The organism is Pseudonocardia wallangbongensis (assembly GCF_054486945.1).
This window is the reverse complement of the sequence record NZ_JBRERS010000011.1, coordinates 138,440-163,293: the sequence shown is the minus strand read 5'-3', so window position 1 is coordinate 163,293 and position 24,854 is coordinate 138,440. Positions and strand designations below refer to the sequence as shown.

At 73.2% G+C, this 24,854-nt stretch carries 1 protein-coding gene (cut by both window edges); it reads right to left on the bottom strand.

This entire window lies inside a single protein-coding gene on the bottom strand: locus tag ACU436_RS32285, encoding an NUDIX domain-containing protein. The 61,233-nt coding sequence extends 16,728 nt beyond the window's left edge and 19,651 nt beyond its right edge, so the window shows coding positions 19,652-44,505 (codon 6,551, partial, through codon 14,835, complete); the first complete codon in reading order (the gene reads right to left) occupies positions 24,850-24,852. Both the start codon and the stop codon lie outside the window.

The window sequence follows — 24,854 nt, the reverse complement described above, 5'->3', positions numbered from 1 at the left end:
GCGGTGGAAGGCCAGCACCGTGCCCTCGACCAGCTCGACCGGCTGCTCCGGCTCCGTCGGCGCGCGCCGCACCTCGTCGGCCTTGACGCGGAACTCGGCGGCGTAGTCGAGCGCCGCCCGCAGGAACGCGTCCTGGAGCTCGGTGCGCGAGTAGCCGAAGGCCTCCCGGATCCGCGCGACGGTCGCGCCGGAGTCGGCGTCGAATTCCTCGATCAACCGGTCCACGAGCGGGCCGACGGCCATCCGGACGCCGGCCAGGACCCGCAGCGGCACCCACGCCGAGGAGATCCACCCCGAGCTCGCGCCGCCGCTGACCGCCAGCCGCGCCACCCACGGCACCTGGGCCGGGCTGAACCCCGCCCACGCCGCGAAATGGCTGGCGACCAGTGCGTAGACCTCGAAATCGTCGTTCGCCCCGAAGAGGTTCAGGGTGCGCGCACCGTCGGGTGCGACCTCCACCCGGTATTCGCCCACCGCGCCCAAGTACTTGAACTGGTCGCTGACCAACTCGTTGTCGGCGTAGTGCCGGACCAGCACCGGCAGGTCGGCCACGGTCCGGCCGGCCCGCTCCAGCAGCTCGACGACAGCCGGGCCGTCGGTCCGCCCGGCGAGCAGCTCGTCGGTGGCCGCGCGCCACAGCCCGACCCACTCCAGTACCGGGGCGGGAGCGTCGCCGGGCAGCTGCGGCATGGCCCCGTCGTCCCACCGGCCGTACGTGAGCAGCCCACCCTCGGGCCCGCGCCCGCTGCTCGACCGCATCCCGATCCCGGGGATCGGCGCGAGCACGCCGGCGTCGGCCCCGGCCTCCGGGAGCAGCTCGCCGCGCGGCCCGGCAGCGCGGGGCCCGTCGCCGCCGGGACGCGCGAACCCACCGGTCGGCGGCAACGCCACGGCGAGCCCTCCGACCGCGGTGAGCGCCGCCGCCACGAAGGCCGCGCCGAGCGCGACGCCCGCGGCACCGGCAGCAACCCGCAGCAGCACGGCCCGGCCGCGCTCGCTGCCCGCCCACCGCAGCAGAGCACGGGTCCGGCCCCGCAGCGGCGCGGCCGTTCTCGGGCTCGTCGCCGAAGCGACTCCCCGCAGGGCCTCGGCCCCCGCTGCGACCGCCGCCCCGGCCACGACCGCGACCCAGCCGACACCGAGCGCTGCGAGGCCCGTACCGGCAGCCATCCCGACGGCGGCGAGCACGCCCGGCCCGAGCAACGGTCCGAAGACCGCGGGCAGCCAGGACCACCGCGCGGTGCCGTCGCCGTACCGGGGCCGCAGCTCGGCGATGCCGGCCAGGGCAGCGTGCAACCGGGCCAGCGCCGGCGCATCGAGCGTGTCCGCACCCGCCCGGACCCGTTCGATGACCGGAGCCACAGCCACCGTCGCCTCGTACAGCCGCACGGCGCGCCGGTCCGCCGCGGCACCGGGCGCCTGCCGCACCCATCCCACCAGCGCCTCGGCGACCGCGATCCGGCCGCTGTCCGGCATCAGGCCGCGCCCGGCCAGCAGCCAGGTCACCGGATTCGCCGCCCGAACCCGCGCCAGCCAGGCCGACGCCCGGGCCCGCAACAGGGCTGCGAGCGGCCGGGCCGCGTGCAGCGCGTGCCGCACCCCCGTGTGCCGGCCGGAGTCCAGGTGGAAGTCGCGCTCGTGGGCCAGCAGCGCCTGCCACCACCGGGCGGGCAGCCGGCCCGCGGCGATGTGCGCGTCGATCTCGGCAACCGTGTCCTCGAAGACCAGCACCACCCTGCGCTGACCCCAGCCGAACGCGATCACGCCTTCCGCACCGGCCGGACGGTCGTTGGCGGCGATCACCCGGACCTCCACGCCGGGCGGGCCCCGGGGCAGGTGCCGGAACCGCTCGCGGTCCAGCTCCACGGAGACCGAATGCAGCCGTCCCGCCGCGCCGAGCATCGCCTGCCGGGCGCGTTCCTGCGGGCCCAACGCCACCAGTCCGCCGGAGCCGGCCGCGGTGAGTAGGCGGTCGAGCGTCTCGACCACGCCGTCGACCCGGCGGCCGGCGCGCTCGAGCCGGTGGTTCGGGACGGGCCCGGTCTCGCTCGCGTCCCGGAGCTGCGCGACCAGGGTCTCGGCCCGGTCGAGCTCGGGCAGCAAGCGGTTGCGCACCGCGTCCCGGCGGAACTGCGGCGCCGAGGCCAACCGCGCACGTGCGTCGGCCAGCAGTCCGTCCAGCTCCGTGAGCCGCCGGACGTCCGCCGGCGGGGCCCTGGTGCGCCGCGAGAGCCGCAGGTCGATCTTGGAGACGCCGAGGAGCCCCAAGATCGCCGCGCCTAGCCCGATACCCAGCTGCAGCCAGTGGTCCGGCAGCAGGGTGAACACCCCGAACGCCATCAGAGCGCCGTTGAGCACCCCGTTCGCCAACGCACCCCGCCGCGGCGCCAACCGACCCAGCTTGCCCTCACTGATCAAACCCAGGACCGTCAGGTAACCCGACGACAACGTCAGCGCCAACGCCGGGACCACCATCGCCGAGTCGTCGATGAACGCCAACTGCAACGTCAACAACACGTTCGCCACCGTGATCATCGGCAACGCCAACCGGTGCACCAACTTGCGCACCAACGGATGCCCACCCACGTCCCAACCAGCCAGCCCCGTCACCGCCGACGGGCCGGCCTGCCCCAGGAACAACAGATCCGCCACCGCGTACGCCGCGTTCACCGCCAACACGAACCCACCCAGCGTGAACACCCCGTTGACGTGACCGAACGCGTTGACCACGAACGTCAACGCCAACGTCGTGTTCAACACCCGGCCCAACAGACCGCCATGCGGGTTCAACCCGTGGAACGACTGGGCCTGCGCCCCCAACGCGTTACCGGCCTTGTCCAGGAAGATCGAGAACAGCTCCAACGCCGTCTCGTGCCGGATCCGCGCCGTCTCCCCGTTCGCGACCTGCAGGTCCCGCTCCAACACGTACGCGATCACCAGGAACTCGTTCGCCACCCGGTCGAAGTTCTCGATCTGCCGCGGCGCCGCCCGATCGAAGATCGCGTACTTGCGCATCGTCCCGATCAACCGCCGCACCGTCGACACGTTGAACTGCCCACGCTCCAGGATCGACTCCACCAACACCCGCATCTGCTGGCTGTAGGCACCCCGGTGCAGACCCAGCCCACCCCGGATCGCGAACTGGACATACCCCGCCGTGGTCGTCGTCAGCAGCGGCCACATCGCCCAACCGCCGACGGCCACCACCCCGGCCAAGGCCGCACCGGCGATCACCGTGTGCACCAGGAGCCGCCGGGCCGTGTGCCGCCGCTCGGCCCGGTCGTCGATCTGGCGGAGTTCGGACTCCTGGGTCAGCGCGAGCACCCGCCGTGCCCACTGCCGGTCGACGGCCCGCCCGGTCTGGCCGGCGGCGATGAGCGCCTGCACGGTGAACGGGTCACCCTCGGCGTCCAGGAGGCCGAGGGCGCCCGTGTGCTGGGCCACCTCCAGCTCGAACCGCTTCCCCTGCTTGTGGGCGGTCCATGCCGCGCGCCGGTCGTCCCGCTCGTTCTGGTGGTCCACCCAGGACGCACGCAGCGCCGACAGGATCAACCGCACCGAGAGCCGCCGACCGGTCACCACGGCCGTGGTGACCGCGTTGTGCCAGCGGATCAGGCTCTGCACCTGCCGGTTGCTGCGCCAGTGCATCGACGGCGACCCGTTCAGCAGCGTCCTGTCCGGCAGCTGGTAGTCCGGACCGACGCCCGGTGCCGTGACCGCGAGCTTCCCGAGGCGCTGCTGCGTCTCGAACCACTCCAGCGGAATCCGCTTCCGCTCGTCCGACATCATCCGCAACAGCTGGTTCCACTGGGCCCGGCTCGTCGGATCCGACAGCTCGTTGAACACCCACTGCCGCACATCCCGCCGCGCATCACCCAACCGCGACTCCAACGCCCGGTACCGAATGTTCTCGAACGCCCGCTGACCCACCTCCGCCCGGATCCGCTCGAAGATCGGCTCAAAATCGCGATGCTGACGGAAGTACTGACCGTTCGACTCCGGCTTCACCGCATCCGAACCGAACACGAACCGACCCCGCACCCCATACCCGCCGGCATCGTCCTTCGCGACCATCTCCATGAACCGGTCCAGGATCGGCGTCGACCCGTCCTGCTCCTTCGCCAGCAGGTGCCGCGTCACCTCGTTCCACGAGACGTCGAAACTCACATGGTCGAACCGACGGTTCGAAAGGATCTCGTCGATCAGATCCAGGTGCCCCACCGACATCGTCGTGAACTTCCCGACACCCAGATGCGCCAAAATGACCTTCGCCTCCGGGTACTGCGCCAACAACCCCAACAACGGAGCACCGAACCGCTCATCCGGAGTCACATCCGCGAACCGGCCGTTCCCCGCCACCCGCGCCAACCCGAAGTCGTTGTGCAACACCACCAGGTAACCGACCTCCGCCGACGCCTGCAACAACTCCCGCAGGTACGGGTTGTACATCGGCAACAAACCCGAATCGATCCGCTTCCGCGCCGTGTACAGCTCCGCCGCTGCCCTCGGGTGCCGGGCCGCACCCAGCAGGTCCGCAATCGCACCGATGTTGCCCACCAGCACGTCGACCAGCCCGGCTGCCACCCCGACCGGATCGGTGTGGGCGTCCGCGGTGATCAGCTCGGTCAGCTCGCCGGGCAACCCGACCAGACGCGCGGCGGCCAGGTCGCCGTCACGCAGCGCCTGACGCAGCAGCCCGACCGCCGACACCAGCCGCTGCACCAGGTTCGCCCAGTCCGGGTTGACCGTGTGGATCGCCTGGTCGCCCAGTAGGTCGGTGACCGCCTCCTTCGCGATCGTCGTCTCCCCGACCATCGTCGCCAGATCCGGGTTCAGGACCGCCAACGCCCGCAGGTAACCGAGCGCACCCGGCACATCCATCCGAGCGCCCACCACCCCGACCACGGCCCGCCACCGCAACTCCGCCGGCAACGCCCGCACCGCGTCCAGCAACCGGACATCGGGAAACTTGCCCCACATCTGCAACATCGGCTGCTGGAAGAGCAACCCGAGCGTCAACACCGAAGCGATGCCGTAGTAGAACGTCGCCCCCAACGTCGCCAGGCCCATACCGCGCTGCGGGATCGGGTGGAACGTGATCACACCCTGGTGCCCGGCATCCCGCAGCTTCTGCAGGAAACCCTCCAGCCTCGTGTTGCGCGGATCGTCGTAACCGATGTGGTGGAAATGCCCGTCCGACAGGTCGTAGAGCGCCATCCGCTCCCGGCCGATCATGCCCGCCACCCGGCCATCGACGAGCATCTTCAGCTGGTAACCACCACGACCCCGGTCGATCTCCTCGAGCCTCCGACGCAGTTCCGCCACGGTGACCTCGTCACCGTTCGCCAGCGTCAACGACTCCTTCACCGGGTGCCGCCGGCCCCAGAAGCCGATCCACCACTCCGTCAACGGATCCACCCAACGCGTCCGCTCCCCCGGATCCGGGACGAACCGGCGTGTGATCGCGCTGACCTGCTCCCACGTCAGGGCCGTCAGCTGCACGACCACGCGCAGCGGCAGGCCGGCGCGGGCCGCGCGCTCCACCGCAGGTGTCACGGCATGGACGTAGTCCGCCAGCGCAACATCCCGCCCGCTGACCGCGGTCTTCGTCCGCAGATTGGCCGCAGCCAGCGCGTCGAAGCCGGTGGCGTTCCGGCCGGCCGCCAGCACTGCCACCAGACCACCGGCCGCAGCGATCGCCTGTTCCCGCGTCGCGCGGTTCGCGGCGATAGCGGCCCGCGCCTCGTCCACCCGCCGGTCGCGAACCGCGAGGTGCAGCCCGACCGTCAGCCGCAACCGCCTGCCCGCTCCATGCCGGCCGGCCCACCAGGTTGCGTAACCCAGCCCCGGCGGGCCCCGGACCAGACCCGACCAGACCCGTCGCAGCAACGTCGCGAACCACACCGCGCCCCGCACACCCCACGCCACCGGCGACGGCAACGGAGCCCGGCCCGCCAGATCCGACGCCGACCCACCCGACGCGGGCGACCCGGCCGACGCCACCCCACCGGTAGCGGCGTCGAACGCCTCGAACGCCTCGGTCATCGCGGCCTCGGCGACCGACCGCGCCGCCCGCACGTTGCCCAGCGCGATCCGGACCAGCTCCAACCGCGTGTCGAACGACCCGAACCGGTCCGACCACAGATCGACGTCCGAACCGACCGCCACCGGCACGTCCACGAACACGTCCTCGTCCACGGCCCACGACAGGACCAGCGACGGCGGCACGTCCAGCTCCTCGGCGATCCGCGCCACCGCATCCGTCGGCAGCGCCGCACCGTCCACCGGGTTCACCAACCACCGCACCCCGGTCGACAGCAGTTCACCGACCGCAGCGTCCGCCTCCACGAACCGCTTCCGGCGGCGCTGCAGCTCCTCCCACAGCCCGCCCAGGCCGTCCGCCGAGGCCCACACCGCCCGCGCCGGGCCGAGCAACAAGCCGGCGACCGCCACCGACACGCGCAGCACCCGCGCCACCGCCCGGTCGGACAGCCCCAGCCGCGCCGCATCCACGAGGACATCGCCGGCGAGCTCGTCGACCCGCGCCCGCGCCGCGTCCCGAGCCGCCACCGCACCCGCCGGCACACCCGTCGCCGACTCACGCACCTGCGCCTCGGCGCTGACCAGCTCCTGCACCGCCGCCCGGCCGGCCGGCGAGCCGAGGGTCGCCGCCAGTCGCGCGAGCACGACCCGGCCGCGTCGCGGGGCGAGCTCCTCCCGGCCGGCCTTCAACACGGCCTTGATCCAGCGCGCCACCCACAGCACCGCAGCCCAGGCGACGACGCTGCCGAGCCCGGCCAGTAGCAGCCCGCCCCACAACGTCATCCGCAGGCCCGACGACGGCGAGCTCGTCGACGTGTCGGGCTGCTCCTCCGGAGCGGACGTACCCGGCGACAGCGAGGGGACCGGCGTCGTCGTGCTCGGCGCCGGCGTGCCCGGGGCCGGGCTCGACGGCGCGGTCGTGGTCGGGGCCGGCTGGGTGGGCGTCGGAGTCGAGGTCGGCGTCGAGGTCGGCGTACCCGGCTTGCCCTCGCCCGGCTTGCCCTCGCCCGGCTTGCCCTCGCCCGGCTTGCCCTCGCCCGGCTTGCCCTCGCCCGGCTTGCCCTCGCCCGGCTTGCCCTCGCCCGGCTTGCCCTCGCCCGGCTTGCCCTCGTCACCGGGCACGTGGCGGCCGCCGGGGATGGTGAAGGTCTCACCGGGGTGGACCAGGTTCGGGTCCCGGCCGGCCAGCAGCTCCTGGTTGGCGTCCTCGACGACGGTCCAGCCGTCCAGGCCGAAGCGGGCCGCGATCCGGGCAAGGTTGTCCGACGTGCCGTACCGGGACTCCGGCAGGACCGTCCAGGTCGAACCGGTCCCGGCCGGGGCCGCGAACCCGGTCCCCGCCGGCAGCGGCGTGTCGTCGTCGGCCGGCAGCTCCAGGTCGGGGTTGCGCGCCTGCAGGGCCGCCCGCACCGCGGCGGGCGTGGTGCCGAGACCCTCCGCCAACCGCGCCACGGAGTCACCCCGGCGCGACACCACGTCCCGGCCGTCGGCGACGGCCGGTGCGGACGGGTCGGGCCGAACCGGCTCCACGGCGGACGGCGGGTTCGCCGCGGCCGTGACCTGGGCCGCGGCAGCGCTCGGGCCGGGCTCTGCGGCCGCCGCCACGGGGATGCTCAGTCCGAGCACCACGGCCACGCCCGACGCGACCACCAGCCTGCGCAGTCCCGGCAGCCGGCCGGCCGCCCACGCCTTGATCCGCGCCCACAGCAACCCGGCGACCACCCGTGCGGCGTGCAGGTCGTGCGCGAACCCGGTGTGCCGGTCACCGGCCAGGTGGAAGCCGTGCTCGTGCGCCAACAACGACATCCACCAGCTCGCCGGCAGCCGGCCGGCGGCGATGTGCGCGTCGATCTCGGCGAGGCTCTCCTCGAAGACGAGCACGACACCGCCGTGCTCCTGCCAACCGAACGCGACCACGCCCTCCGCCCCCGGGGGGCGCAGGCCGGCCGGTACCACCAAGACCGTGACGCCGGGCGGGCCGCGCGGCAGGTGCGGGAACCGTTCCCGGTCGACCGGCACGGCCGCGTCGTACAGCGCCTGCGCCGCGTCCGACATCGCGCGCCGAGCCGGCTCCTGCCGCCCGATCGCAACGAGCCCGCCGGCGCCGTCGGACGTCCGGCCCGCCGCTCCCCCGCCGAGCCAGCGCAGCACGCCGCGGAGCAGCTCGGACGGGTGGGCGCGTTGCCGGGGCCCGGTGAGGACGCCGTTCCCGAGCCCTCCGAGCTCCCCGGAGTCGGTGATCAGGACCGGCCCGGCCTCGCCGGTGCCCGTGGTGGTGAGCGTGAGTTCGGTGGGTGCCACGTCGGCTACGGTCCCCACCCCGATGGCGGGATCCTGGCCGGGTTCGAGCCGGCTCACGGGCCACAGCCGGTCGCCCGGTGAGGCCGGCCCGGCCAGGCGCGCGGCCGAAGGGGTGCCGGTGCCGGCCAGATAGTGCAGGCCCGGGGCGTACAGCGCCACCACGCCGACCGGTGCGGTGGCCGTGCCGGTCCCGGCCACGTCGGCCCAGGTCGGCGCGGCCAGCTCGGTGACCTCGACGACAGCGGCCTCCCGCCGCACCCGCAGCTCCTCGGCCAGGTGCAGGGTCGCGCCCGGAGCGGAGGTGAGGACGAGGCCGGTGTCGAAGTCCACGACGTAGCCGGTGCCGAGCACCTGTCCGTCGGCGGTGGTGACGGTGACGACGCGCTCGAGGGGCGCGTCGAACGCCGTCGGAGCGGCGACGGGACCCGGGCCGGGCTCGTGCAGGCCCACCAGCGTCCACCGGTCGGCCGACCCGCGGACGAAGGTGAGCTCGAACGTCGTGCCCGGCCGGAGGTCGGGCATCGTGACCCGGTCCACCCGGACCCCGGTGCCGGGGAGCTGCTCCTGGCGGGACAGCAGGGTTCGGTTGGCCAGTGCGCGCAGGAGGAGCTCGTCGCCGACCGGCGCGCCGATCGCGGCCTCGGCCGCCCGGGCCAGTGACCGCACGGCGGACGACAGCCGGTTGCGGCCGGTCTGCCCCGCTCCGCTGATGACGGCCGCGTCGTCCGGCGCACCGGGCAGCTCCAGGATCAGCTCGCGGCCGTCGAACCTCGCGTGGGCGTGCCCGCCGCGCAACCACGACGGGTGGACCAGCCCGACCTGGGCGGGGTAGCTGTCGCCCGCGACCAGGGTCGCCGCGCCGTGCACCGCCGCCCGCAGGACCGAGTGCATGTGGACCCGGCGCGCGTGGCGGGCCGTCTCGTCGGACGGGACCTCGGTGAGCGCGACCAGCTCGTCGGCGAGGGCGTCGACGGTCATCGTCTCGACGCCGCGCTGCTCCGCCATGATCGTGACGATCTGCTCGGCGGCCCAGTCCTGTGCCTGCTCCAACTCGTCCATCCGGTCGCCGAGCAGGCCCTCGCGGCGGTGCTGGGGGTTGCGCAGCAGGGACAGTACTGCGAGGGGCCAGTCGCCGGTGAGCCGACCGGCGGCGACGTGGCCCGCCATCTCGTGCAGCCGCTGGTCTGTGATGTAGAAGGTGGTTCCGATCGGGTAGAAGACCAGGCGGTGGGCGACGTTCCGGGCCTCGTCGCCGTCCATGCCCGCCGCGACGAGCCGTTCGACGAGGTCGAGGGCCCAGGCGGACTCGACCTTCGAGTCGCGCTCCAACGCCTGCCACTCCGGAGGCAGCAGGTCCTGACCCTGCTCGGTCTCGGGCAGGACCCGCTGCAGCAGGGCCTCCTGCGTGTCGGTGAGCGTTCCGACGGCGAGGTACGGCAGGACCCGGCCGGGCACCGGTGCCAGGGCCGGTCGCTCCAGCTTGCGGTGCACCGACGTCAGCCCCGCCCGATCCGCCAGGCCGGCCAGCGCGGCACGCAGCGGCTTCATGCCCACCATGCCCACCAGGTGGGCCAGCGCATGCCGCAGCGGCTCGGGCGCCAGCACGCGGGTGGCCGTCTGGCCGGTCCACGGGTCCGCGTCACCGGTGACCACCCCGACCAGCTCGCCGTCCTCGGTGACCACGAACGCACCGAGGGGGCTGGTCACGCCCGCGAACCCGACGAGCACCTCGGCGCCGCGGACCTCCTGGACCAGGCCGGGCACCCAGATCGCACGGTACCTCCCGCTGCGCCCGCCCCGCCGGTTCGGCGCGGGGTGGAAGACCCGCATCCACACGCGCTGGTTCGGTCGCACCGTCTCGGCCAGCGCCGCCCGGGTCGTGATCGTATCCCTCGACTCTCCCACCGACGTCCAGCGCACCGCCGACACCCGGACGGCATCCGGGCTCGAGTCCGCGTCCTCGGTGACCACCCAACCGCCGTCACCGCCCTCGGAAGGTGCGATCCAGACGCTCGCGTGCCTCCCGTCCGCGTGCTTCACCTCGGCGGGGTCACCCACGGTGAGGTCGGCCCGCGTGTCGAACCGGAAACTGGCCGTCGGCCGCTCCTGCTCGTCGGTGCGCAGGAGCCCGTGACGCTCCGCCGCCCGCCTCAGGTCGGCGTGGCTCACCGTCCCGTCGGAGCCCGCGAGGACCGGGTAGAGGTTGAGCAGCTCCCCGTCGCCGTAGGTGCCGTAGCCGTCGCCGCGCTCCCGGTGGACGACCAGCTCCCACTCGATGTCCGCCCCGTCCGGCGACAGGCCGGAAAGCACCGTCCGGTGCAGCTCCACCGCCTCCCGGCGGTACTCGCCCTCCACACCGGCCACCCATGCATCCCGCTGCTCGGCCAACGCGGTGGCCAGCGCGGTCAGCAACCGCTCCTCGCCGACCGGATGCCCGTACCAGTGCTCGACCGCGTCCGTGAGCAGCCGCATCTTGGCGCTGAGCGGGGTGTGTCGCGAGTCGCCCTCCAGGAACCTCCCGCTGATGCGCACGCGGCTTCGGGCCTTGCTCCACGGTAGTTCGAGCGCGATGCCGTCACCGGCGAAGGCGCCCCGCGCCCCGGTCCGGCCCGTCCACTCCGGGTGGACGAGCGCGATCTGCTCCTCGTCCGCACCGAACAACAGCGAGTCCGATCGACGCACCTCGTCCTCCACCGCGATGCGCGTGCCGTCGCGGACGGTGTCGGGGGCACCGGGCGGGAGCAGTTGCTGGACCACGATCGTCGTGTCGAGCACATCGGTCGCTGACTCCTCGGGACCGCCGCGGAACATGGCCGCGACGATGGCGTCGCCGGTCAGTCTGCGGGCCAGGGCCAGCGGTTCCGTGACCTCGTGGGCCCGCGCGTCCGGCGCGCCGCCCAGCTCGACCGGCCACCCCGCGTCGAGCCGGCCGGACGCGATGTGCGCGGCGAACTCCGCCATCCGCCGGTCCGTGACGTACACGGCAGCGGTGCCGTCGTCCCCCGTGACCGTGACGGGGTCCGCCCGGCGGGCCAGCTCGGCCGCCTTCGCCCGAGCGGTGCGGACGATCCCGGCAACCCGGTAGGAGGCATAGGTCCGGTTGTTGTTGCGGAGGATCCGGTCTTTGAACCGGCCGGGCATGTGGTCGGGGTCTGCGGTGCCGTAGGCGTCGATCCCCGCGCGGTGCAACCAGTGCGCCTGCAGCTGGATGGCCAGGTCGTCGGTCGAGATCACCCGGATGCCGGGCCGCCGGGCCGCGGCCGGCAGCCCCTCGATGGCCGCTGTGGACGCCGGTGCGGTGCGCTGGGCCGCAGCGCTCAGGACGTCGCCGGGGTCTGCGCCGATGCCGGCCTCCGCCGCGATGCGGGCCCGGTCGAAGAGCCTTGCGAGCTCGGCCTCGACCTCCTTCCGGGTGCGCCCGTCCAGCGTCGGGAGGCCGTTGACCCGGAAGACCACCTCGTACTCCAGCACCCGCTGGAGGAAGTCCGGCGGCAGCAGGCCGGCATCGACGTGCGCGGCGATCTCGGCGAGCCGCTGGTCGGTGATGTACACCGTCCCATCCACGGTGTAGGCGATGACGAGGTCCACCACCTCGGCGGCGCTGGAGATCAGGTGCGCCCGCTGGCTGACGTTCCGGATGACGCTGTGCTGGTCGACGACCTGCACCCGCGCCGACGTCGGGGGCAGCGGCTGGAGCGGACCGCGTGCCTTGCGCGCACGCCGCACCGCCTTCTCCAGCTGCCGACCTTCCGCATCGCCGATGTTGTGCGCGTGGACCGCCAGCGCCCCGTTGTTCGGGCCGGGGCCCTCCTCGCCGTTCGCCCGCTTGCCGCCCGCGGGTTTGATCGGCGCGAGCACGACCTCGTCCGGCCGGGCGGCGATGACGAACCCGGTGTTGCGCAGCGCGGGCGAGTCCGCCTCCCAGTAGCTGGCGTGCGGCCCCATCAGGCCGTAGCTGCCGCCACTGCCGGCGTCGAACACCGTCGCGCCGAACCGCGGGTCGGTGGGCAGCAGGTTGTGCCAGCGCCGGGGGGTGGTCAAGATCGGGTCCCTGGTGGCGGTGCCGGCCCAGACGTGGCCCTCGGGCAGGTGGAAGTGCGCGGCCACGTCGAGTGTGGTGCCGGGGCTGCCCAGCAGCACCAGGTCGTCGATCGGCAGGCCGAACGCGGCGGCCGTGATGCCGGCGAGCACCGTGCCGTAGCTGTGCGCCACCAGCGTCACGTGGGGCGGGAGGCCCTGGTGGGTGGCGTGCAACCCCTCCAGGAAGCTGTGCAGCCGCGGCGCGGCGCGGTGGGCGGCCGCTTCCCGGCCGGCGTCGGGGATGGTCTGCGGCCAGTCGTGCAGGTGGCCCCAGACGATGACGGACGGGGTGTGCGCACCCGCGTCGACCGCGGCACGGTGCATGGCCCTCGCCCGCGTCAGCGGGACGTCGATCCTGGCGAAGCGGTAGCGCATCCCCGGCACGAACACCGCCACATGGTCGGCGAGGTCGGGGTTGCCGACCGCGATGGTCGCGTGACCCCGCGTCTGGCTGATGTCGTAGCCGAGCAGCAGCAGGGACCGGTCCGCCTCCAGCTCGGCCAGCAGCGTGCGGACACCCGCGAGCTTGGCGCGCAGGATCGTCGTCGCCCTGCGGGTGCGCAGCACGTTGAGCAGGCCCGTCTGGACGAGCAGGAGCTGCTGCTCCAGCGTCCGCTCGTCGCGCCGCAGCTCCTGCACGTTGACCAGGTGCCGGTCGAACGCCGGAATCCCGTCCAGGTTCCCGAACTCGGCGGGACGCCTGATCTGCTCCTCGACCCGGGTGACCGGGCTGAGGGCGCGCCACCACCGGGCGGTCGCCGCCTGCGCGGTGCCCACCCCGGCGAGCAGGGGGGAGAGCGTGTCGACGATCTGCGTGGGCCCGGCGGGCGGGGCGGCGTCCAGCAGCTCCGCCACCCGATTCAACCGGTCGCGCCTGGCCGGGTCGGCCACGGCGTCGCGCCGGTCCAGCCGCTTGAGCAGCGCGACGCCCTCCGCGCTCACGGCGAAGCGCGGCGTACGCCCCGTGACATCGACCGTGACCAGGCCGGACCCGGCGAGCGCGTGGAGCCAGGCGCGGGCGTCGCGCGCCGACAACCCGACGTCGAACTGGTCGACGGTTCCACCGGAATGCGCGGCCACCTCGTCCAGCACTGCGCGCAGGCTCTGCGGACGGCCCGGCTCGAGCATGGTGATGCGGCGGACCGAGCCGGCCAGTGTCGAGATCGTCTCCTGCCACCGCGGCCGGCCGCCCAGCACCTGTCGCGCCACGGCCGCGAGCTCGCGGCGCACCGGACGCGGGTAGCCACCCCAGACGTCGCGCTCGTGGTGGGTCGGGTCGGGGTGGGTGACGTGCGCGAGCTCGTGGTCCTCCATGAACCGGCGCGTGTCCGGCGACAGCGACCGCAGCCGGTCCTCGAAGAAGGCGGCGTCGACGAAGACTTCCCGGGTGGAGCGGTCGACGACGTAGACGACCAGCAGCCGCGACCCGGCCTCGGCCAGCCGCTGGTGGAGGCCGTCGACCAGGTGCAGCGACATCTGCGCTCCCGACCACGACCGACCCGGGCTCGCCACATCGAGCTCCTCGGCGTCCGCCGGCCGCACCGCGCCCATCCGGCGCAGGTCGGCCAGCACCGCCGACTCGAGATCACCGAGCTCGGCCTGCGCACCGTCACGCGTCACGGCGAACGCGTGCGACGCCGGGGGTTCGCGCGCCTGGCCCGGGTACCGCTTCGGGTCGCGCTCCCGGCCGCCCGTGCGGGTCGTTCCCGGCCCGGTCGACGGGGACCGCCTACCCGGTTCCTGCGGCCCGGTCGCGGCGGGGCCCGCGTCGCCGCGCAGCGGCCCGACGAGCTGGGTGATGCCCGGTGCCACCTGCTGCAGGGCACCGACGACGGATCCGCGTTCGGCGGGCGGCACCGCGCTGAGCCTCCTGGTCAGCTCCGCGCTGAGCCGGGTGAACCGGACCCGGCGCTGCGAACGGACCAGCCCGTTGTCCCGCGACTTCAGGAACCGCCACTCCGCGACGACCTCGCCGAAGCCGGCCGGGACACCGCTCGGCCGGATCGGCGCCCGCGGGGCGGCGGGCGCAGGGCTGGGCGCCGGAGCGGCCCGCGGTCCCTGGACGCGCGGCGCGTGGTCGCGCTCGACGCGCGGCACGTCCAGCTGTTCGAGGGCGTGTGTGATGTCGCGGCTCGCTCCGGGCCCGGCACCCAGGTCCGGCCGCAGCGCGGAAGCCAACCGTTCCAGCACGGCCCCGCGAACAGGACTGGTGACCGGGGCGCGGTCCAGCTCGGTCAGCCGCCGCCCCGTCTCCGGCCCGACGGTGATCTGGCCGAGTCCGACCAGGTCCGCCAGCAGCTCCAACCCGGTCGGGCTCAGCTCGTACCGGTTCTTCCCCCGGCCCTGCGGGCGGATCACCGTGACCAGCCCCCACGGCGACTCCATGCGGGACATCCGGTCCCGCACCGTCGCGTACGACAGCCCCAGCGCCCGCGCCAGCTCGTCCAGTTTGATCCCGTCCGGCCGGGAGCCGATCGCGTCCAGCATCGCAGCGGCCGAGTGCGGATGGCTCTCCGTCGAGGTTCCCGGTGCGGCCGGACGCTCTCCCAGCAGGCCGTCGGAGACGCGGCGGGCGTGCGCCAGCGCCTGCTCGAGCTCGCGGGTGGCCTGCGACGCCGACAGCCCGGGGTCGACGGTCAACCAGGGCTCGAGCACAGCCCGGGCCGCCTGTGCCCGGGCAGTCTGCCCGGCGAGCAGCTCCGCGATCCCGGGGGCCGGGGTGTAGGCGTTCGTCCGGCCGTCCCTGCGCACCGCCACGAGGCCTTCGCCGACCAGCCACCCCAGCTTCCGGTTCATCGCCGTGCCGCCGTGCGGGGATCGCCGGGTCAGCACGACCGAGCTGATCCCCGGCTCGTCCACGATCTGGCCGAGCAGCTCCGACAGCGAGTAGGGCCGGCCGGCCGCTTCGACGGCCGCGCGCAGCTCGGAGGGCCAACGCTGCGGTAGCGGCGCCACCGCCAGCACCTGCTCCTCGGACCGGTCCGGGTGACGCAGGTGGGTCAGCTCGTGCGCGAGCAGCATGCGCACAACGTCCGGGTGCGTGCGGGCGAGCGCCTTCAGCACTGCCCACGTCCGCGGGTCGACGTGCAGGGCGCCGTCGGAGTAGAGGACGAGGTCGTCGATGCCGGTGTCGGCTGCGACGTTGCGGTTGAGGCCGTCCCGGACGACCAGCACCGGCAGGCCCGCGGCGACGAACTCGCTGCGCGGCAGGCCGACACCGGCCCCGAACACGGCCAGCGCCTCGGCGGCGACGGTCGCACGCACCGGGCTGCGGGCGATCGCCGCGCGTGGGTCGCCGGGCATGCCCTGGCCGGACAGCCGGGCCGGGCCGCCTGCGGGCGCGCCGGCGAGCAGGGCCTCCAGCTCCTCGACGACCCGGTCGACGTGGCCGGTCGCGCGCTCGAGCTGGTGGCTCGGGACCGGTCCCGTCTCGCTCGCGCGCTGCAGTGCGGCAACCCGGGCATCGATGCGGTCGAGCTGCGGCAGCAGCCGGTTGCGCTCGCGGATGCGCACCGCGTCCCAGCGGAACTGCGGCGTCGCCGCCAAGCGGGCACGCGCCCCGGCCAGCCCGCTCGCCAGCTCCGACAGCCGCACGACGTCGGGGGGCGGAGCGCGGGTGCGCAGGGACAGCCACAGGTCGATCTTGGAGATGGCGGCGACGAGCAGTGGCGCCCCGATCGCGGCCAGGATCAGCGGGAGCCAGCCACCGGGCAGCAGCGTGAACACCCCGAACGCCATCAGGCTGCCGTTGAGCACCGCGTTCGCGAGCGCACCCCGCCGCGGCGCGAGCCTGCCCAGCTTGCCCTCACTGATCAGCCCCAGGATCGTCAGGTAACCCGACGACAACGTCAGCGCCAACGCCGGGATCACCATCATCGAGTTGTCGATGAACGCCAACTGCAACGTCAACAACACGTTCGCCACCGTGATCACCGGCAGGGCCAACCGGTGCACCAGCTTGCGCACCAGCGAGTGGCCACCCACGTCCCAACCGGCCCACCCCGTGACGGCCGAGGGAGCCGCCTGGCCGAGGAACAGCAGGTCCGCCACCGCGTACGCGGCGTTCACCGCCAGCACGAACCCGCCGAGCGTGAACACCCCGTTGATGTGACCGAACGCGTTGATCACGAAGGTCAGCGCGAGCGCGGTGTTGAGCATCCGGCCCAGCAACCCGCCGTGCGGGTTGAGCCCGTGGAACGACTGTGCCTGCGCCCCCAACGCGTTACCGGCCTTGTCCAGGAAGATCGAGAACAGCTCCAACGCGGTCTCGTGCCGGATCCGGGCGGTCTCCCCGTCCGCAGACTGGATCTTCCGCTCCAACGCGTGGGCGATCACCAGGAACTCGTTGGCGACCCGGTCGAAGTTGGCGATCTGCCGCGGCGTCGCCCGATCGAAGATCGCGTACTTGCGCATCGTGACGATCAGCCGCCGGACCGTCGACACGTTGAACTGGCCCCGCTCCAGGATCGACTCCACCAGCACCCGCATCTGCTGGCTGTAACCACCCCGCTGCAGCCCGAGCCCGCCCCGGATCGCGAACTGGACGTACCCCGCGGTGGTCGTGGTCAACAGCGGCCACATCGCCCAGCCGCCCACCGCGACCACGGCGGCGAACACCACCGCGGCGATACCCGTGTGCACCAGCATCCGGCGCGCCGTGCGGCCGCGCTCCGCGGTGTCGTCGACGCGGCGCAGCTCCGACTCCTGGGTCAGCTCCAGCACGCGGCGCGCCCACGCCGGGGACGTCGCCCGGCCGGTCTGGCCGGCGGAGATGAGCGCCTGCACCGTGTACGGCGTGCCCTCGGCGTCCAGCAGCCCGAGCTCGCCGGTGTGCGTGGCGGCGTCCAGCTCGAAGTGCTTGGCCTGCTTGCGGGCCGCGCGGGCGGCACGCCGGTCGTCGCGCTCGTTCTGGAGGTCGACCCAGGACGCCTTCAACGCGGACACGATCAGTCGCAGGGACAGCCTGCGGCCCTCCACCACCGCCGGTGTGACCGCATTGTGCCAGCGGATCAGGCTCTGCACCTGCCGGTTGTTGCGCCAGTGCATCATCGGCGACCCGTCGACCACCGTCTTGTCCGGCAGCCGGTAGTCCGGGCCGACGCCCCGCCCGGTCACCGCGAGCTTGCCGAGCCGCTGCTGCGTCTCGAACCACTCCAGTGGGATCCGGCGACGCTCGGGGCTCATCGCCCGCAGCACCGGGTCCCACTGCGTCCGGCTGGTGCGATCCGACAGCTCGTTGAACACCCACTGCTGCACATCCCGCCGCGCATCCGCCAACCGCGACTCCAGCACCCGGTACCGGACGTTCGCCAGCGCCGCCGCCCCGACCTCGTCCCGGATCCGCTCGAAGATCGGCTCGAGATCGTGGTGCTGGCGGAAGTACTGGCCGTTCGACTCCGGCTTCACCGCATCCGAACCGAACACGAACCGATCCGGGTGCTGCGCCACGAGCTCGACGAACCGGTCGAGGATCGGGGTCGACCCGTCCGGCTCCACGGCCAGCAGGTGCCGCGTCACTTCGTTCCACGAGATGTCGAAACTCACGTGGTCATACCGCGGGTCCGACAACACCTGCCCGATCAGATCCAGGTGCCCCACCGACATCGTCGTGAACTTCCCGACACCCAGATGCGCCAAAATGATCTTCGCCTCCGGGTACTGCGCCAACAACCCCAACAACGGAGCACCGAACCGCTCGTCCGGAGTCACATCCGCGAACCGGCCGTTCCCCGCCACCCGCGCCAACCCGAAGTCGTTGTGCAACACCACCAGGTAGCCGACCTCCGCCGAGGCCTGCAACAACTCCCGCAGGTACGGGTTGTACATCGGCAACAAACCCGAATCGACCTGCCGCTGCGCCGTGTGCAACTCCGCCGACGCCCTCGGATGCCCCGCCGCACCCAGCAGGTCCGCGATCGCACCGATGTTGTCGATCAGCAGATCGGCCAGCCCGGCGGCTACGCCCACCGGGTCGGCGTGAGCATCCAGCGTGATCAGGTCGACCAGCTGTTGCTGCAGCCCGTCCAACCGCTCCGGGGCGAGCGCACCGGCGGTCCACGCCTCACGCAGCAGCCCGACGCCCGCCACCAGCCGCTGCACCAGGTTCGCCCAGTCCGGGTTGACCGTGTGGATGGCCTGGTCACCGAGCAGATCGGTGACCGCCTCCTTCGCGATCGTCGTCTCCCCGACCAACATCGCCTCGTCCGGGTTCAGCAACGCGAGCAGCCGCAGGTAGCCCAGCGCACCCGGCACGTCCATCCGGGCGCCCACCACACCGACCACGGCCCGCCACCGCAACTCCTCGGGCAACGCCCGCACCGCGTCCAGCAGCCGGACATCGGGGAACTTGCCCCACATCTGCAACATCGGCTGGTTGAACAGCAGCCCGAGCGTCAGCACGCCGGCGATGCCGTAGTAGAACGTCGCCCCCAACGTCGCCAGGCCCATGCCGCGCTGCGGGATCGGGTGGAACGTGATCACACCCTGGTGCCCCGCGTCGCGCAGCTTCTCCAGGAACTTCCCGATGCCGTTGTTACGGGGATCGTCGTAGCCGACGTGGTGGAAATGCCCGTCCGACAGGTCGTAGAGCGCCATCCGCTCCCGGCCGATCATGCCCGCGACCCGGCCGCCCACCAGCATCGCCAGCTGGTAGCCACCCCGGCCCCCGTCGATGTCCTCGAGGATCGCCCGCAGCTCGTGCGCGGTGACCTGGTCGCCGTTGGCCAGCGTCATCAGCTTGTCCTTCGCCGGGTGCCGCCGGCCCCAGAAGCCGATCCACCGCTCGGTCAGCGGGTCGACCCAACGCGTGCGCTCGCCGGGGTCCGGAGCGAACCGGCGGGTGATCCCGCTGACCTGCTCCCAGGTCAGCCCGGACAGCTGCACGATCCTGCGCAACGGCAGGCCGGCATCCGCTGCACGCTCGACCGCGGGCGTCGCCCAGTCGGCGTAGTTCCGCAACGCGTCGTCGCGTCGGGTGCGCGCCGCCTGCGTGGCGGTGTTGTCCGCTGCCAGCTCACCGAACCCGGTCGCACCCGACCCGGCCGCCAGCACCCCGGCGAGGCCGCCGGCCGCGGCGATCGCCCGATCCCGCGCCGCCCGGTTCCCGGCCAGCGCCTTCTCGGCGACCCCCTCGTGCCGATCGCGGACCGGGCCGTACAGCCCGGTGGTCCGCCGCAGCGCCCGCCCGGCGCCGTACCGGCCGGCGAGCCAACCCGCGTAGCCCAGCCCCGGCGGGCCCCGCTTGACGCCGGTCCACGTCCGCCGCAGCAGCCCTGCGAACGAGACCGATGCCCGCACGCCCAGCGACACCGGCGACCGGAACGGCACCCGCCCGGTCAGGTCGAGCGTCGAGCCGCCCGGCCTCGACGGGTTCCCCGACGCCAGACCGCCGGTTCCGGCGTCGAACGCCTCGAACGCCTCCGTCACCGATGCCTCGGCGACCGCACGGGTGGCCCTCAGGTCGTCGAGAGCGGAGCGGACCAGCCCCAGTCGGGTCTCGAAGTCTCCGAACCGATCGATCCGCAGATCCGGGTCCGCACCGACCGCGACCGGCACATCCGTGGAGACGTCCGCGTCCAGGGCCCACGACCCGACCAGCGCCTCCGGCACGTCCAGCACGTCGGCGATCCGACCCAGGGCGTTCGGCGGCAACGCCGACCCGTCGACCGGGTTCAACAGCCACCGCGCACCGGTGGACAGGAGCTCGGCGACCGCCGTGTCCGCCGCGGCGAACCGCGACCGCCGCCGGGCGAGCTCCTCCCACGCCCCGTCCGGGCCGGCCGCCGAGCCCCACGCCGCCCGCGCGGGGGCCAGCAACATCCCGGCCACTCCGACCGGCCGGCGCAGCACCCGCGCGACCGCCCGATCCGGCACACCCAGGCGCGCCGCGTCGACCAGCGCGCCACCCGCGAACTCCTCGACCGCCCGCTGCGCCGTGGCCCGATCCCGCTCGGCGGCGGTGAGCGCACCGGCCGGCGCACCCGAGGCCACCAGATCACGCAGCCGGGCCTCGGCGGCCACGAGCTCGTCCACCGCGGCCCGGCCCTGGCCCGAGCCCAGCCCGGCGGTCAACCGCTCCAGCGCCGCCCACCGGTGCGCCGCCGCCAGCCGGCCGCGGGCGGCGGCGCGCCGGCCGGCCACCTTGCGTCCGGTCCACAGCACCACGTTGAAGGCCACCAACCCGCCCGCGGCCTTCAGCAACAGCCCGCCCCAGGCCGTCATGTGCAGACCCCACGCCGACGGCAGCAGCGCGGCACCGGTCGTCACCTGGGCGAGAGCGGCGACCGCGAGCAACATCCCGCCTGCGGCGACCCCGAGCACGGCCACGCCGGTCACCCGGAGCACGAACTGGGCGACGCGGGCCCGCGCCTGGGGACCGGCACGCCAGAGCACGACGCCGACCAGCCCGACCGCGACGACGGCCGCGACGACCGCGCCGACCGGGGTGCCCAGCCACTGCAGCACCGACCCGGCACCCGTCACCTCGAACGTGGGGCCGGCCGCCGCGGCGGGAGTTGCCACCCCGAACACCGAGAACGCGGGGAGCCCGAGCACCGCCGCCACCCGGGCCAGCACGCGCCGCAGCGTGGCCGGCTGCGCCCCGGCCGCCGGTTCCGACGCGCGCTCGGCACCGAGCGCGGCCGACCACTCGGTGATCAGCCCGCGGGCGTTGTGCCGGCGCTGCTCCCGCCACGCCTCCAGCTCCGTTGCGGCGCGAGGACGGTTGACGCGGTAGGTGTGCTCGTGCTCGAGCACCCGCTCCAGCCACCCGGCCGGCAGCTCGCCCGCGGCCTGCAGCCCGCGGATCCGGGCCAGCTGCTCGTCGGTCACGAACACCCGTCCGTCGAGGGTGTAGGCGATCACGTTGCGCAGCGTCCGGTCGCTGACACCGAGCGCGCGCAGCTCCGCCGCCGGAACGACCAGAGCACCGGCTCCACCGGCACCGGGCACGACCCCGGTCGGCCGGACGGCCCGCAGCGCGGCCTCGTAGCCGTCCCGGGCCGCACCGAGCGGCTCGACCGCCAGCGCCCCGCCACCGCCGGCGAGGGCGGACTGCCGCTCGACGACCTCGGCCGCGTGCCGTGCGGCGCGCTCGAGCTGGTGCGCCGGAACCGGTCCGGTCTCCGCGGCCCGATCCAGGCCGGCGAGGCGGACCTCGACCTCGGCGAGGTCGCCTTCCAACAGCCGCTGGTTGTGGTTCCGGGCGAATCGGGGCGTTTTCTCGAGCTGGACCCGCGCCGCACTGATCAGCGCCGCCAGCTCGGAGAGCCGCACGACATCGGCGGGCGGAGCGCGGGTACGCCGGGACAGCCACAGGTCGATCTTCGAAATGCCGGTGAGCAGCAACGGCGCCCCGACGGCGGCCAGGGTCAGCGGGAGCCAGCCACCCGGCAGCAGGGTGAAGACCCCGAACGCCATCAGAGCGCCGTTGAGCACCCCGTTCGCCAACGCACCCCGCCGCGGCGCCAACCGACCCAGCTTGCCCTCACTGATCAAACCCAGGACCGTCAGGTAACCCGACGACAACGTCAGCGCCAACGCCGGGACCACCATCGCCGAGTCGTCGATGAACGCCAACTGCAACGTCAACAACACGTTCGCCACCGTGATCATCGGCAACGCCAACCGGTGCACCAGCTTGCGCACCAACGGATGCCCACCCACGTCCCAACCGGCCAGCCCGGTGACGGCCGACGGGCCGGCCTGCCCCAGGAACAACAGATCCGCCACCGCGTACGCCGCGTTCACCGCCAACACGAACCCACCCAGCGTGAACACCCCGTTGACGTGACCGAACGCGTTGATCACGAACGTCAACGCCAGCGCGGTGTTCAACACCCGGCCCAGCAGACCGCCGTGCGGGTTCAACCCGTGGAAGGACTGGGCCTGGGTCCCGAGCGCGTTGCCCGCCTTGTCCAGGAAGATCGAGAACAGCTCCAACGCCGTCTCGTGCCGGATCCGGGCCGTCTCGCCGTCGCCCGGTCGCAGCGGCGCGTGCTCGAGCACCTGCGCGATGACCAGGAACTCGTTCGCGATTCGGTCGAAGTTCTCGATCTGCCGCGGCGTCGCCCGATCGAAGATCGCGTACTTGCGCATCGTCCCGATCAACCGCCGGACCGTCGACACGTTGAACTGCCCGCGCTCCAGGATGGACTCCACCAGCACCCGCATCTGCTGGCTGTAGGCACCCCGGTGCAGACCCAGCCCGCCGCGGATCGCGAACTGGATGTACCCCGCGGTGGTCGTGGTCAGCAGCGGCCACATCGCCCAACCGCCGACGGCCACCACCCCGGCGAACACGGCGGCGGCGATGCCGGTGTGCAGCAGCAGCCGGGTGCGGGTACCGCGGCGCTCGGTGGTGTCGTCGACGCGGCGCAGCTCCGACTCCTGGGTCAGCTCCAGCACGCGGCGCGCCCACGCCGGGGACGTCGCCCGGCCGGTCTGGCCGGCCGCGATGAGCGCCTGCACCGTGTACGGCGTGCCCCCGGCGTCCAGCAGGCCCAGCGCGCCGGTGTCGGTCGCGGCGTCCAGTTCGAACGCGCGTGCGCGCTTGCGGGCCGCGCCGGCGGCACGCCGGTCGTCGCGCTCGTTCTGGAGGTCGACCCAGGACGCCTTCAACGCGGAGACGATCAGCCGGATCGAGAGCCTGCGCCCGGAGACGACGGCCTGGTTGACGGCGTTGTGCCAGCGGATCAGGCTCTGCACCTGCCGGTTGCTGCGCCAGTGCATCATCGGCGACCCGTCGACCACCGTGTCGTCGGGCAGCTGGTAGTCCGGGCCGGCGCCCGGCCGGGTCACCGCGAGCTTGCCGAGCCGCTGCTGCGTCTCGAACCACTCCAGCGGGATCCGCCGCCGCTCGGCGGTCATCGCACCGAGCAGCTCGTCCCACTGCGCCCGGCTCGTCGGATCCGACAGCTCGTTGAACACCCACTGCCGCACATCCCGCCGCGCATCACCCAACCGCGACTCCAACGCCCGGTACCGAATGTTCTCGAACGCCCGCTGACCCACCTCCGCCCGGATCCGCTCGAAGATCGGCTCAAAATCGCGATGCTGACGGAAGTACTGACCGTTCGACTCCGGCTTCACCGCATCCGAACCGAACACGAACCGACCCCGCACCCCGTACCCGCCGGCATCGTCCTTCGCGACCATCTCCATGAACCGGTCCAGGATCGGCGTCGACCCGTCCTGCTCCTTCGCCAGCAGGTGCCGCGTCACCTCGTTCCACGAGACGTCGAAACTCACATGGTCGAACCGACGGTTCGAAAGGATCTCGTCGATCAGATCCAGGTGCCCCACCGACATCGTCGTGAACTTCCCGACACCCAGATGCGCCAAAATGACCTTCGCCTCCGGGTACTGCGCCAACAACCCCAACAACGGAGCACCGAACCGCTCATCCGGAGTCACATCCGCGAACCGGCCATTCCCCGCCACCCGCGCCAACCCGAAGTCGTTGTGCAACACCACCAGGTAACCGACCTCCGCCGACGCCTGCAACAACTCCCGCAGGTACGGGTTGTACATCGGCAACAAACCCGAATCGACCTGCCGCTGCGCCGTGTGCAACTCCGCCGACGCCCTCGGATGCCCCGCCGCACCCAGCAGATCCGCGATCGCACCGATGTTGCCCACGAGGACGTCGACCAGGCGGGCCGCGGTCCCCGTCGGGTCGCCGGGGTCGGTCTTGACCAGGTCGGTCAGCTCACCGGGCAGCCCGGCCAGCCGAGCCGGGGCCAGGCTGCCGGCGGCCCACTCCTGGCGCAGCAGGCCCAGTGCGGCGACCAGCCGCTGCACCAGGTTGGCCCACTGCGGGTTGATGGTGTGGATCGCCTGGTCGCCCAGCAGGTCGGTGACCGCCTCCTTCGCGATCGTCGTCTCCCCGACCATCGCCGCCTCGTCCGGGTTCAACAGGGCCAACGCCCGCAGGTAACCGAGCGCACCCGGCACGTCCATCCGAGCGCCCACCACACCGACCACGGCCCGCCACCGCAGCTCCGCCGGCAACGCCCGCGCCGCGTCCAGCAACCGGACATCGGGGAACTTGCCCCACATCTGCAACATCGGCTGCTCGAACAACAACCCCAGGGTCAGCACGTTCGCCAGGCCGTAGTAGAACGCCCCGCCCAACGTCGCCAGGCCCATACCGCGCTGCGGGATCGGGTGGAACGTGATCACACCCTGGTGCCCGGCATCCCGCAGCTTCTGCAGGAAACCCTCCAGCCTCGTGTTGCGCGGATCGTCGTAACCGATGTGGTGGAAATGCCCGTCCGACAGGTCGTAGAGCGCCATCCGCTCCCGGCCGATCATGCCCGCCACCCGGCCATCGACGAGCATCTTCAGCTGGTAACCACCACGACCCCGGTCGATCTCCTCGAGCCTCCGACGCAGTTCCGCCACGGTGACCTCGTCACCGTTCGCCAGCGTCA